Annotated in this window: 12 protein-coding genes; 5 read left to right on the plus strand and 7 right to left on the minus strand. The window is 70.8% G+C overall.

The window, feature by feature from the left end:
* Positions 1–6 precede the first annotated feature (6 nt).
* The gene (locus PBV52_RS03785) at positions 7–801 is read left to right on the plus strand and encodes a hypothetical protein (RefSeq protein ID WP_274236830.1); all 795 of its coding nucleotides are present in this window, start codon (positions 7–9) and stop codon (positions 799–801) included.
* On the opposite strand, the gene PBV52_RS03790 is transcribed toward PBV52_RS03785, so the two are convergent.
* On the minus strand, positions 747–2,852 hold the full coding sequence (locus tag PBV52_RS03790; protein WP_274236831.1) for a serine/threonine-protein kinase: 2,106 nt from the start codon (positions 2,850–2,852) through the stop codon (positions 747–749). The genes PBV52_RS03785 and PBV52_RS03790 overlap by 55 nt on opposite strands.
* A 104-nt stretch (positions 2,853–2,956) precedes the next feature.
* On the minus strand, positions 2,957–4,261 hold the full coding sequence (locus tag PBV52_RS03795) for an aldolase/citrate lyase family protein (protein WP_274236833.1): 1,305 nt from the start codon (positions 4,259–4,261) through the stop codon (positions 2,957–2,959).
* Between the two features lie 205 nt (positions 4,262–4,466).
* Here PBV52_RS03795 and PBV52_RS03800 point away from each other — a divergent pair, with 205 nt between their 5' ends.
* Positions 4,467–5,375 (plus strand): endonuclease/exonuclease/phosphatase family protein, encoded by a 909-nt coding sequence (locus PBV52_RS03800; RefSeq protein WP_274236834.1) that lies wholly within the window; start codon positions 4,467–4,469, stop codon positions 5,373–5,375.
* A gap of 57 nt (positions 5,376–5,432) precedes the next feature.
* On the opposite strand, the gene PBV52_RS03805 is transcribed toward PBV52_RS03800, so the two are convergent.
* From PBV52_RS03805 to PBV52_RS03820, 4 genes are all read right to left on the minus strand, one after another.
* Complete coding sequence (locus PBV52_RS03805) at positions 5,433–6,395, minus strand: electron transfer flavoprotein subunit alpha/FixB family protein (protein WP_274236835.1); 963 nt, start codon at positions 6,393–6,395, stop codon at positions 5,433–5,435.
* A gap of 75 nt (positions 6,396–6,470) precedes the next feature.
* Positions 6,471–7,259, minus strand: a complete 789-nt coding sequence (locus PBV52_RS03810) for an electron transfer flavoprotein subunit beta/FixA family protein (RefSeq protein ID WP_274236836.1) — start codon at positions 7,257–7,259, stop codon at positions 6,471–6,473.
* Between the two features lie 242 nt (positions 7,260–7,501).
* Complete coding sequence (locus PBV52_RS03815; RefSeq protein ID WP_274236837.1) at positions 7,502–8,011, minus strand: flavin reductase family protein; 510 nt, start codon at positions 8,009–8,011, stop codon at positions 7,502–7,504.
* Positions 8,012–8,220: 209 nt separating this feature from the next.
* Positions 8,221–8,634, minus strand: a complete 414-nt coding sequence (locus tag PBV52_RS03820; RefSeq protein ID WP_274236838.1) for a thioredoxin family protein — start codon at positions 8,632–8,634, stop codon at positions 8,221–8,223.
* A gap of 76 nt (positions 8,635–8,710) precedes the next feature.
* Here PBV52_RS03820 and PBV52_RS03825 point away from each other — a divergent pair, with 76 nt between their 5' ends.
* Positions 8,711–9,127 carry a DUF4395 domain-containing protein gene (locus PBV52_RS03825; RefSeq protein ID WP_274236839.1) on the plus strand — a complete coding sequence of 139 codons (417 nt, stop codon included), beginning with the start codon at positions 8,711–8,713 and terminating at the stop codon, positions 9,125–9,127.
* Between the two features lie 185 nt (positions 9,128–9,312).
* The gene (locus PBV52_RS03830; RefSeq protein ID WP_274236840.1) at positions 9,313–10,041 is read left to right on the plus strand and encodes a 1-acyl-sn-glycerol-3-phosphate acyltransferase; all 729 of its coding nucleotides are present in this window, start codon (positions 9,313–9,315) and stop codon (positions 10,039–10,041) included.
* A gap of 183 nt (positions 10,042–10,224) precedes the next feature.
* Here the strand turns inward: PBV52_RS03830 and PBV52_RS03835 are convergent, their stop codons facing one another.
* The gene (locus PBV52_RS03835; protein WP_274236842.1) at positions 10,225–10,797 is read right to left on the minus strand and encodes a transglutaminase family protein; all 573 of its coding nucleotides are present in this window, start codon (positions 10,795–10,797) and stop codon (positions 10,225–10,227) included.
* A 198-nt stretch (positions 10,798–10,995) separates the two neighbouring features.
* Between PBV52_RS03835 and PBV52_RS03840 the strand changes: the two genes are divergently transcribed.
* The gene (locus PBV52_RS03840; protein ID WP_274236843.1) at positions 10,996–12,360 is read left to right on the plus strand and encodes a hypothetical protein; all 1,365 of its coding nucleotides are present in this window, start codon (positions 10,996–10,998) and stop codon (positions 12,358–12,360) included.
* Positions 12,361–12,362 lie beyond the last annotated feature (2 nt).

Below are 12,362 nucleotides of genomic sequence, written 5' to 3' on the forward strand. Positions count from 1 at the left end.
CGGCCCGTGGAGGACCGCACACTCGAGGCGCAGGGCCTGGCCGAGGCGCCGCGCGAGCATCCCCTGCTCTACCCGGGCGCGTGGCCCGAGGAGTCCGGCCTCCTCGACGGGAATCGACTGCTGCCCCTCGACCGCCTGGTGTACGACGACCGAGCGCCGGTTCTCGCGGTCGGCTCCAACGCCTGTCCGGGCCAGCTTCGGCACAAGATGGCCGAGTTCGGGATCACGGCTCCCATCCCGATGGTGAAGGCGCGGGTGACGGGCATCGGGGTCGGCGTCTCCGCGCATGTGAGCCGTATGGGATACGTGTCGGCCTCCCCCTTCGAGGCACCGGCCGTCGTACGGGAGTTGTTCCTCACCTGGCTCGATGCCGAGCAGCTCGCGGTGATCGACGCGAGTGAGGGAGTGCCCCTGCCGAACGGCAACTACCGCCGCGCCTGGCTGGCCGCGCCCGAGGTCCGGATCGTGCTGGCGGACGGCACGGCGCTCCCGGGTGCCTTCGCGTACGTCAACCGCCACGGGGTGCTGCACGACGGGAACGGCGCGCCTCGCACCCACCCGGGTCAGCGGACCCTGCTCACCGAACTTCTCGGGGCGTCGGCCCGTTTGAGAGAGCTGTTCGGTGCCACTCCCGAGGAGTTCGTCGCGCACGCACGTGCCGACGCGCTGTTGTGCGCGCGAGGCACCCGGCTGTTGGCGGAGGAGAGGCTGGTGACGGCCTCCGGCCTGGAGAAGTACGTACGGGTTCAGCAGACCGGGAGTCCGGGCACCGGCTCGTCGTTGTTGCCGCCCTCGATGTAGACGTCGCTGATGAAGACGTTGGTGTTGCCGCTGTCGTCGTCCGTCTTGGCCCACCAGACGTTGGTCCACTCGCCGTAGGTCTCGCGGCGGCCCAGATTCTGCTGGCAGTAGAAGTAGTTGGTGCCCGCGTTGAGGACGCCGACCTCGGTGCCGGAGGCGTCGTACGACTTGGCTTGCTTCCAGACCTGGCAGTTGTACTTGCCGCCGCCGACGGAGGAGCAGGACGCGGTCGGTGTGGTGCTGCCCCCGCCGGTGCTGCCGCCCCCGCCCGTGGTTCCGCCGCCGCCCGTCGTACCGCCGTCTCCGGAACCGCCGCCCGTGGTACCGCCGTTGGTGCCACCGCCGCCCGAGGTCTTGGTCGGGGACGAGGTGGTGGACCGATCGGTGGGCTCGGCCTCCGCCGTACGGCTCGGGCTCTTGGTCGCGCCGGGGGACTTCTCGTCGTCGCCCGTCTCGGTGAGGCCGGAGTCGCCCGACCGATCGGCGTCGGGGCTGCCGGTCGCCGGGGCGGACGCGTCCTGGGAGGTGGCGGACGACGTGCCCTGCGCCTCGGCCTTGGTGTCGCCCTTGTCGTTCAGCAGGGCAACCGCGCCCCCGGCCGCCGCGAGGACGACAGTCACGGCCACGGCGGCGAGCAGGGCGCGGCCCTTGCGTCGGGTGGGTGCGGTGGAGGACGTGACCATGGGGCCGGTGGCGTCCGGGTCCTGTGGCGGCGGGGTGGGGTTGCCGTAGGCGTGCGGGGCGGACGGCACCGGTGTGCTGCCGTAGGGCGATGCGGTCGGCTGCCCCGGGGTGCCGTGTCCGTGCATGGCCGAGCCAGGATGGCCGACGGCGCCGAAGCCCTGTACCGGCGGCGTGCCTTGCCCAGGAGTGGCGGGCCCCTGCGCGCCCTGTGCTCCCTGCGCGCTCTGTCGGGCAGTCCCGAAGCGCGGCGCCCCAGGCAGGTCCGACGCGGGCACGCCCTGCCCCGGCGTGTCCAAGCCCTGAGCGCCCGGCGCACCCTGCCCCTGGCCGCCGTACGCCTGCCCGGGGGGCTCTGCCGTCCCGGGCGCCCCGGATCCCGGCCCGTGCGGACCCGCTGCCTGCGGTGGCCCGCCGGCCGGCGGCACCGACGGAACGCCGAGTTCCGTCTCCTCTCGCGCGGGCCCGGCACCCGCCGGCCCCCGCAGCGCGGCCGTCTGCGAGTCGGTGCCGCCCGACTCCGCCACCGCCTGCAGGAGTGCCCGCGCCTCGCCCGCCTCGGGGCGGGACTCGGGTCGCTTGTCCAACAGCCGCTGCAGGACGGGGCCGAGCGGCCCGGCACTGCGCGGCTCCGGCAGCGGCTCGGTGACGATGGCGGTGAGCGTGGAGAACGTCGACGTACGGCGGAAGGGCGCGGAGCCCTCGACGGCCGCGTACAGCGTGGCGCCCAGGGCCCATACGTCGGAGGAGGGGCCCGGTTCGACGCCCTGGGCACGCTCGGGGGCCAGGTAGTCGAGGGAGCCGACGAGTGCGCCGGTGCGGGTGAGGTTGGTCGCCTCGCCGTCGCCCGGGTCCTCCATGGCGGCGATGCCGAAGTCGGTCAGGACCACGCGGCCGGAACGGTCGAGCAGGATGTTGCCCGGCTTCACGTCACGGTGCAGGACACCGGCCGCGTGGGCGGCGGCGAGCGCCTCCATGACCTTGGCGCCGATGCCGGCCGCCTCGCGCGGGTCGAGGGTGCCGCGCTCGCGCAGCACGTCGTCCAGGGACGGGCCGTCGACCAGCTCCATGACGATCAGCGGGCGTCCGTCGACCTCGGCGACGTCGTGCACCGCCACGACTCCGGGATGCCGCACCCGGGCCGCCGCCCGCGCCTCGCGCTGCATTCGCAGCCGCAGGTCCGCGAGTTCGGGACCGTCGGCATCGGTGTAGGTGCGCAGCTCCTTGACGGCGACCTCGCGGCCGAGGACCTCGTCGAGGGCCCGCCAGACCACGCCCATGCCGCCGCGCCCGAGCTGTGCCACGACGCGATAACGCCCGGCCAGCAGCCGACCGGCCTCGTCCGTCTGTCCGTACTCCCCCGAAGACACCGCTGCCCCGTTCCTGTGACACCTGTGACTGGTCAATGCGTGGCGTACAGACTACGGGGCAGGGGTGACAACGCCGGCGGGTGGTTGCGGCTGTGACGGGTCCGCTACTTGGCGGAGACCGTCAGATCGCCGCGGCGGGGCGCCGCGAATCCCTCCAGATCGGCACGGGTCAGACCGGTCAGCCGGGCGACCTCGGCGATGTCGAGGGCGCCGCAGTCCAGGCCGCGCAGCAGATAGCCGCTGAGGGCCTTGGCGGTGGCGGGCTCGTCCATGACGTCGCCGCCGGCCCGGTTGGCGTATCGGGCGAGACGGGCGGCCGCCTGCTCGAAGCCCTCGCGGTAGAAGGCGAAGACGGCCGCGTACCGGGTCGTGATGTGGCCGGGGTGCATGTCCCAGCCCTGGTAGTAGGCGCGGGCCAGGGCGCGGCGGGTGAGGCCGTAGTGCAGGCGCCAGGCGTCGTGGACCTTCTCGGTCGGGCCGACCGGCAGGACGTTCGTCGAGCCGTCCGAGACGCGTACGCCGGTGCCCGCCGCCGCGACCTGCATGATCGCCTTGGCGTGGTCGGCGGCCGGGTGGTCGCTGGCCTGGTAGGCGGCGGAGACGCCGAGGCAGGCGCTGTAGTCGAAGGTGCCGTAGTGCAGGCCCGTGGCGCGCCCCTCGGCGGCCTGGATCATCCGGGCGACGGTGGCGGTGCCGTCGGTGGCGAGGATGGACTGGCTGGTCTCGATCTGGATCTCGAAGCCGATCCGGCCGGGCTCAAGACCGCGTGCCTTCTCGAACTCCTCCAGGAGCCGGACCATGGCACTGACCTGCTCGGCGTACGTCACCTTCGGCAGCGTCAGCACGAGCCCGTCGGGCAGGCCGCCGGCCTCCATCAGGCCGGTGAGGAAGATGTCGAGGGTGCGGATGCCCCGGTCGCGTACGGGCGCCTCCATGCACTTCATGCGGATGCCCATGTACGGCGCCGCCGTGCCGTTCTCGTACGCCTCGGCGATCAGGCGTGCCGCGCGGGCGGCCGCCTCGTCCTCCTCGGCGTCCGGGCGGGGGCCGTAGCCGTCCTCGAAGTCGACGCGCAGGTCCTCGATGGGCTCGCGCTCCAGCTTGGCGCGCACGCGCGCGTAGACGGGCTCGGCGAGTTCGTCGGACAGGCCGAGGACGGCGGCGAAGGACGCGGCGTCCGGGGCGTGTTCGTCGAGGGCGGCGAGCGCCTGGTCGCCCCAGGAGCGGATGGTGTCGGCGGCGAAGACGTCGCCGGGGACGTAGACGGTGTGGACGGGCTGGCGTCCACCGGGGTCCCCGGGGTAGCGGCGCTCCAGTTCGGCGTCGACCGGCGCGAGGGAGGCGCTGATCTCCTCGCTGACGGCGCCCGCGAGGCTCGTCGCCACCTTCTCCTGCTGGCCCTGACCCATCCCACACCCTCCTGTTTTCCGCTATACGGAATCAACAATCCGTAGAACGAAGTTATCTGGGGACCTTCCGACTGGTCAACACCATGTCCACGGGGAGTCACTCCACCATCTCGCCATGTTCACGCCCATCTCAGGGCGCGGTATCACACTTCCATACGCACGCATCGCACGACTCGTCCGGCAGTTCCCACCGAAGGAGCCCGAAGTGCCGAACCACAGCCGAGTCACGCGCCGTCTGGGCCTGAAGGCCGCGTTAGCCGCGGCGGTCACCGCGCCCCTCTCCAGTACAGCACTGCCCACGTCGTCCGCCTCGGCAGGCGAACGCCCGGCCCGCCGGCATCTCCAGGTCATGTCCTTCAACCTGCGCTTCGCGAGCACCACCGAGCCCAACAGCTGGGCCGTGCGCAGACCGGTGATGCGCGAGCTGCTGCGCCAGGAGGCCCCGCATGTGATCGGCACCCAGGAGGGCGTCTTCTCGCAGCTGCTCGACATCGACTCCGACCTCGGCCCGCACTACGACTGGGTGGGCACCGGCCGGCTGCACGGCAGCAGCGACGAATCCATGGCGGTCTTCTACGACTCCCGCCGCCTGCGCCCGACCGCGTACGACCACTTCTGGCTCTCCGACACGCCGAACGCGATCGGCTCCAACACCTGGGGCGCGGCCTTCGCCCGCATGGTCACCTGGGTCCGCTTCCGCGATCTGGCCGACGGCGGACGGGAGTTCTACGTCCTCAACACTCACTTCGACCATGTGAGCCAGTACGCGCGCGAGCGCAGCGCCTCGCTCATCGCGGAGCGGATCGCCGGGTTCGACCGCGCCCTGCCGGTCGTAGTGACGGGGGACTTCAATGTCGCCGCCCACAAGAACACGGTGTACGACGCGCTGCTCGACGCCGGTCTCGTCGACACCTGGGACACCGCGCGCCAGCGCAGCGCGCTGTACGCGACCTTCCACGGCTACAAGCCACTGACGCCGAACGGCGACCGTATCGACTGGATCCTGTCCACGCCCGGCGTGACGGCGCACCGGGCGGCGATCAACACCTTCTCCGACGACGGACAGTTCCCGAGCGACCACCTGCCCGTGCAGGCCTTCCTGAGCCTGGGATGACACGAGGCCCCCGTGACCGCCGGACGGTCACGGGGGCCTCGTCAGCCCGGGGTGGGATCAGCCCTTGCGGGTCTTGATCTCCTCGGTCAGGGCGGGGACGACGTCGAAGAGGTCGCCGACGACGCCGTAGTCGACCAGGTCGAAGATCGGGGCCTCGGCGTCCTTGTTGATCGCCACGATCGTCTTCGAGGTCTGCATACCGGCGCGGTGCTGGATCGCGCCGGAGATGCCGGAGGCGATGTACAGCTGCGGCGAGACCGACTTGCCGGTCTGGCCGACCTGGTTGGTGTGCGGGTACCAGCCGGCGTCCACCGCGGCACGCGAGGCACCGACGGCCGCGCCGAGGGAGTCGGCGAGCGCCTCGATGATCGCGAAGTTCTCCGCGCCGTTGACGCCACGGCCACCGGAGACCACGATCGCGGCCTCGGTCAGCTCCGGACGGCCCGTCGACTCACGCGGCGTGCGGCCGGTGACCTTGGTGCCGGTGGCCTGCGCGGAGAAGGTGACCGCGAGGGCCTCGACCGCACCGGCGGCCGGGGCGGCCTCCACGGCCGCGCTGTTCGGCTTGACCGTGATGACCGGAGTGCCCTTGGCCACACGGGACTTGGTGGTGAACGACGCGGCGAACACCGACTGGGTGGCCACCGGGCCCTCGTCGCCGGCCTCAAGGTCGACGGCGTCGGTGATGATGCCGGAGCCGATGCGCAGCGCCAGACGGGCGGCGATCTCCTTGCCCTCGGCGGAGGAGGGGACGAGGACGGCGGCCGGGGAGACGGCCTCGACGGCGGCCTGCAGGGCGTCGACCTTCGGGACGACCAGGTAGTCGGCGTACTCGGCGGCCTCGTGGGTGAGGACCTTGACCGCGCCGTGCTCGGCGAGCGCGGCGGCGGTGTCGGCGGCGCCGTTGCCCAGCGCGACGGCGACCGGCTCGCCGATGCGGCGGGCCAGGGTCAGCAGCTCCAGGGTGGGCTTGCGGACGGCACCGTCCACGTGGTCGACGTAGACGAGAACTTCAGCCATGGGATTGCTCTCCTGCGGAATGCGAAGTCGTAAGGGGCGAAAGGGGTGTTGAGCCTCGAGCGGGCCGGCGTCCCCTTAGATGAACTTCTGGCTCGCGAGGAACTCAGCGAGCTGCTTGCCGCCCTCGCCCTCGTCCTTGACGATCGTGCCGGCGCTGCGGGCCGGGCGCTCGGCCGCGGCGTCGACGACGGTGTAGGCACCCTCGAGACCGACCTCCTCGGCCTCGATGTCCAGGTCGGACAGGTCCCAGGACTCCACCGGCTTCTTCTTGGCGGCCATGATGCCCTTGAAGGACGGGTAGCGCGCCTCGCCCGACTGGTCGGTGACCGACACGACCGCCGGCAGGGAGGCCTCCAGCTGCTCGGAGGCGGCGTCGCCGTCCCGGCGGCCCTTGACCGTGCCGTCCTCGACCGAGACCTCCGACAGGAGGGTGACCTGCGGGACGCCCAGACGCTCGGCCAGCAGGGCCGGTACGACGCCCATGGTGCCGTCGGTGGAGGCCATGCCGGAGATCACCAGGTCGTAGCCGGCCTTCTCGACCGCCTTCGCCAGCACCAGCGAGGTGCCGATGGCGTCGGTGCCGTGCAGGTCGTCGTCCTCGACGTGGATCGCCTTGTCGGCGCCCATGGACAGCGCCTTGCGCAGCGCGTCCTTCGCGTCCTCCGGACCCACCGTCAGGACGGTGATCTCCACGTCGTCGTCGGAGTTCTCGGAGATCTGCAGCGCCTGCTCGACCGCGTACTCGTCGAGCTCGGAGAGCAGACCGTCCACGTCGTCCCGGTCGACGGTCAGGTCATCGGCGAAGTGCCGGTCGCCAGTGGCGTCGGGCACGTACTTCACGGTGACAACGATCCTCAAGCTCACGCCGGCTCTCCTACTGCGTCGACATTTCTCTGCTGCCTACTTGCAGGCAGCATAGGCGCCCCAAGTGGCCGATCCCGATCGGGGCGACCTGCGCTCCGAGCGAAATATTACTCGTCAGTACACCCAGTTCGTTCCCGCTAAGCAAGCGCTTTGAACTGTGACCTTTGCAACGCAGCGTAATCGGAAATCGACGGCTTCGCAGAACGGTGGGAGGCCGGTTCGCTCACAGCGGTGCGGTGAGCTCAGTCACGCAGGCCGTTGAACCGGCCCTGGTGGTACACGAGCGGACGTCCGGGGCCGGTGGGGTCACCGAGGACGACCTCGGCCAGCACGATGCGGTGATCGCCCGCGGGCACGCGCCCCACGATCCGGCACACCATCCAGGCGAGGACGTCGTCGAGGACGGGGACGCCTTCGGGCCCCTCGCGCCAGGCCGTGGGCGCGCCGAAACGGTCGGCGCCGCTGCGGGCGAAGGTGGCCGCCAGGTCCTGTTGGTGCTCGCCGAGTATGTGGACACCGACATGGTCCGCCGCGGCTATCGCCGGCCAGCTGGAGGCACCGGTGCCGACGCCGAAGGAAAGCATCGGGGGCTCGGCGGAGACGGAGGTAAGGGAGGTGGCGGTGAAGCCGACCGGGCCCGTCTCACCTCGGGCGGTGATCACCGCCACTCCGGCCGCGTGGCGCCGGAAGACGGAGCGGAGCAGGTCGGGAGAGGCGAGCTGGGTGGCGCCGAGGCCGGACGTGGCCGTCATGGAGTTGTCCTTCTGCGAGGGGAGGTGTGCGGGTCCGTGGCCGTTCAACAGCCCGGACAGCGCGCGCTCGCGGTGCGGGCCAGGTCGACATGGGCCCGGCCGAAGAGAAGGAGTTCCTCAGGCATACGGTCAGGCTGACGATAGGTGGTGCACACAGTCAAGTGGGTTCCGCGATGTGGGAGATGACTCACCCTCGGCATCACGGCCCCTCAGACCGCTTCACCCAGCGCGGCGATGACGTCCGCCTTGCGCGGCTGACCGGTGGCCCGCCGTACGACGTTGCCGTCGGCGTCGAGGACCAGCACGGTCGGCGTCTTGAGGATGTCGAGCCGGCGTACGAGGTCCAGATTGTCCTCGGCGTCGATCTCGACGTGGGTCACGCCCGGGACCATGCCGGCCACCTCGCCGAGCACGCGCCGGGTGGCCCGGCAGGGTGCGCAGAAGGTGCTGGAGAACTGCACGAGGGTGGCGCGCTCACCCAGCGCCTCACCCAACTCGGCCGCCCCGAGCCGCTTTCCGTCGTCCCGCCCGCGCACCCGCACTCTCCCGCTCCGCCGCTGATGCAGCACTCCGTACGCGCTCGCCGCGACGAGCACCACCACGCACACCACAAGTCCGGTCATCACCCTGCTCAACCCTTCACGAGACTGCAAAGATTCCCGACTCCCCGAAGCCTGTCCGGTGCGGAATGCTTGATTCATGGACATCGATGTGAGGGGGCCGCGCTTCGGGGCGGCCGTGACGACCGTGGTGCTGGCGGTCGTTCTGGTCACCGGGAGCGCCTGGCTGCTCGCCTGGCAGACGCTGGCGTTCGCGTTGGGCGCGGCGGGCGGGGTGGGCCGTTCGCCGTACGGCTGGCTGTTCCGCAGGGCCGTACGTCCCCGGATCGGGCCGCCGACCGAGTTCGAGGCGCCGGAACCGCCGCGGTTCGCACAGGCGGTGGGCCTGGTCTTCGCGGGCCTCGGACTGGTCGGGTACACGCTCGGGCCGGACTGGCTGGGACTCGCCGCGACCGGGGCCGCGCTCGCGGCCGCCTTCCTGAACGCCGTCTTCGGGTACTGCCTGGGGTGCGAGATGTACCTGCTCGTACGGCGGGTGACGGTGCGCACGGAGTAAAGGCGGCTTCAAAATCCGAGGTGGATCACGGTCGACGTGACGAGGATCTCGCGGTTCACAGGCACTGGGACTGGCTCCCCGGCCGTTCTTGGGGCACGATCTGCGACATGCCGTAAACCTACGGCTGCGTAACTTTCCACTGGGAGCTTCCTTCCCAGGCACAGAAGGAAGGGTCCACCCCGTCCATGGCAGAGCTTGTCTACCGTCCCGTCGTCGGTTTCGCCCAGACGTTGTTCAAGGCGTGGGACCTCAAGATCGACTGCAAGGGGTCGGAGAACATTCCGCGCTCGGGCGGCGCTGTGCTGGTGAGCAACCACATCAGCTACCTGGACTTTGTCTTCAACGGACTGGCGGCGCTCCCGCAGAAACGTCTTGTTCGCTTCATGGCGAAAGAGTCCGTCTTCCGGCACAGGATTTCCGGGCCGCTGATGCGCGGCATGAAGCACATCCCCGTGGACCGCAAGCAGGGCGAGGCGGCGTACGCGCACGCCCTGGACTCGCTGAGGTCCGGCGAGATCGTCGGGGTCTTCCCGGAGGCCACGATCTCGCAGTCGTTCACCCTGAAGAGCTTCAAGTCGGGCGCCGCGCGGCTGGCCCAGGAAGCCGGCGTGCCGTTGATCCCGATGGCCGTGTGGGGCACCCAGCGGCTGTGGACCAAGGGCCACCCGCGCAACTTCAAGCGCAGCCACATCCCGATCACGATCCGGGTCGGCGAGGCGATCGAGGCGTCCAAGGACAAGTACGCGGGCGCGATCACCCGTCAGCTGCGCGAGCGCGTCCAGGAACTCCTCGAGGCCGCCCAGCGCGCCTACCCGGTGCGCCCGAAGGACGCCAACGACACCTGGTGGATGCCGGCCCACCTCGGCGGTACGGCACCGACGCCGGAGCAGGTGCGCGAGGCCGAGGCCCGCTAGGCGCTCCGCTGGGTGGCGCGGGTGAGTGGTGCCGCGATGTGTCGTCGGGGGGCTGCGGCGCCATCGTGGCTTGTCGCGCCCACGCGGCGGAGCCGCATATCGATACGGTCCCGCGCCCCTTGGGGGAGCGCTGCTGGACCGCCGGCCAGGGGTGGACCGTGATCTGCGCCCCCGGACTGAACTTCAGAGTGCGGTGGGAAGTGTCTGCCACAGATGTGGCCGGTCGAGGGCGGACTTGAGGGTGTCGAGCACGACCGGGTGGGGTGCGGCGTACAGGACCGGACAGTCCATCTCGTCGGACGCCGGATCAGGCTCGAAGGCCAGCCGCTCGCCGTCCAGTGAGAACTGGGCGTCCACACCCGGTTTGTTGCCCCGCGGATCCTGCCGATGCCAGGCGCCGTTGAACCGTACGGCGACCAGCCCGTGTACCACCTCGAACTTCTGGTAGCACAGCGCGGTCGGGATGTCCTCGGCCCGCAGCAGCGCGGTCAGCGCGTGGGCCTTGGCGTAGCAGATGCCGGTGCCCTGTTCGAGGACGTCGGAGGCGCGCCAGGTGACGCGGAGATCGCCGGAGTCCTGTGAGTGCGGAACGGTGTCCCGCACGAACTCGAACGCCGCCCGCGCATATTCATACGAGTCCGCCACGTCATCGGCGAGCTTGGCAGCTGTCTCACGGACGAGCGGATGGTGATGGTCGATCACCTCGTCAGCAGCCAAGTACGCGGACAGGTCAGCGGTTTGCTGGATCATCTGCATGGTGGCCGAGCGTAGATGCCAGCCCGGACTCCGGTCAATTTACTTTCCGCTCTACGCATAGGTATGCATCGAATCGACCCTCGTGCGGCCATGCCGGCTCGAGAACGGCTGAACATCGCCGCAACCTGACGTCCGGCTACAACCCCTCCCCCGTGCCGCGGGTCCGGCCTCCGACGGAGCGTCGACAAGGGGGAAGTCATGAAGCATCGTCTGCTCGGGGCCGCGGTGGCCGGCTGTGCCCTGGCCGCGGTCGGGGCCGGGCCCGTGTATGCCGCGTCCGACCAGCTGGGGATCAGCGTGCCGTCCGAGACGGTACTGCCTGGGCCGGACGCGGAGGGCGGGACGCGGGAGCGCACCCTTGATGTGCGGGTCACCCACGACAACATCGAGAACAGTGTGCCGGCCGGCCAACTGACCGTGGACGCGAGCGAGCTCGCGTCCTTCGCGCGAGTGTCATGGCCCGGGAACTGCGTGCCCGAGTCGGCGGTCAAGGCCGTCTGCGACTTCCCGGAGATGCCGGCCGGGAAGGACGGCGGCGTGGCGGCGGCCCGGCTCGGACTCCGCGCCCTGCCGGACGCCGACCTCAGCGCGTCCGGGTACGTGCGCTACTCGGCCGCCGCGGGAGAGCTGACGGCATATCCGGCGGAGACCCGGATCACCCTGGGCTCCGGCCCGGACCTCGGGCTCAGCCAGGCCGCGGACCAGCGCGACCTCAAGCCCGGCACGGACACCCAGGTTCGGGCGACGGTCGGCAACACCGGCAACCGCGCCGTGGATCGCACGCTGCTGTGGGTCAACGCGTCGTACGGGCTGCGGTTCAAGGAGCGGCATTCCAACTGCGAGTACCGGGAGCACGCCACCGGTACGTCCGCGCTGTGCGTGCTGGACGAGGCGGTGGCTCCGGGCGAGCAGTACGAGCTGATGACCGGGCTTCGTGTGGGGCGCAAGGCGCTGTACGAACGGTTCGACCACTCCGTACTGCCGTATTCCGACGAGGCGCTGGAAGAGGCCCGCGGCGACGAGACGTGGACCCCGGGAACAGGCCCCGAGCTGAACCTGCGGCCCATGGCGGCGCAGCCGGCCGCTGCCGGGGAGGACGACCTCGATCTGTCGGACAACTACCGGGCCGTCGTCCTCGACGCCAGGAACACCGCCGACCTGAAGCTCACCGGCAGCAAGGTGCGCGGGGCCGTCGGCGACACGGTGACCGCCCAGGTCACGGTCCGCAACCGCGGCCCGGCGTGGGTGGCGTCCCTGGGCGCGGGCGCGCCGGTCGCCGTGGTGCGGTTCCAGGCGCCGGAGGGCACCAAGGTCCTCGACATGGACAACTGCTGGTCGTCGGACCCGGACGATCCGAACCCCTCGACCTACTACTACTGCGGGACGCCCATCTGGCTGCACGACGGGGCGTCCCACACCTTCGAGATCCCGCTGCAGATCGAGCGGGTGGTACGCGGTGCACGGGTGACCGTCAGCACCGTCAACGACCTGAGCGAGTTGGAGATCAGGAAGTTCGACCCGAACCTGCGGAACAACAGCGCCGCGATCGTCGTGAACGGCTGAGC

The organism is Streptomyces sp. T12 (assembly GCF_028736035.1).
Taxonomy (GTDB): Bacteria; Actinomycetota; Actinomycetes; order Streptomycetales; family Streptomycetaceae; genus Streptomyces.

Coding starts and splice junctions, on each gene's coding strand:
- PBV52_RS03795 (WP_274236833.1), bottom strand. CDS start 4,261: ATGGGTCAGGGCCAGCAGGAGAAGGTGGCGACGAGCCTCGCGGGCGCC.
- PBV52_RS03805 (WP_274236835.1), bottom strand. CDS start 6,395: ATGGCTGAAGTTCTCGTCTACGTCGACCACGTGGACGGTGCCGTCCGC.
- PBV52_RS03815 (WP_274236837.1), bottom strand. CDS start 8,011: ATGACGGCCACGTCCGGCCTCGGCGCCACCCAGCTCGCCTCTCCCGAC.
- PBV52_RS03820 (WP_274236838.1), bottom strand. CDS start 8,634: ATGACCGGACTTGTGGTGTGCGTGGTGGTGCTCGTCGCGGCGAGCGCG.
- PBV52_RS03825 (WP_274236839.1), top strand. CDS start 8,711: ATGGACATCGATGTGAGGGGGCCGCGCTTCGGGGCGGCCGTGACGACC.
- PBV52_RS03830 (WP_274236840.1), top strand. CDS start 9,313: ATGGCAGAGCTTGTCTACCGTCCCGTCGTCGGTTTCGCCCAGACGTTG.
- PBV52_RS03835 (WP_274236842.1), bottom strand. CDS start 10,797: ATGCAGATGATCCAGCAAACCGCTGACCTGTCCGCGTACTTGGCTGCT.
- PBV52_RS03840 (WP_274236843.1), top strand. CDS start 10,996: ATGAAGCATCGTCTGCTCGGGGCCGCGGTGGCCGGCTGTGCCCTGGCC.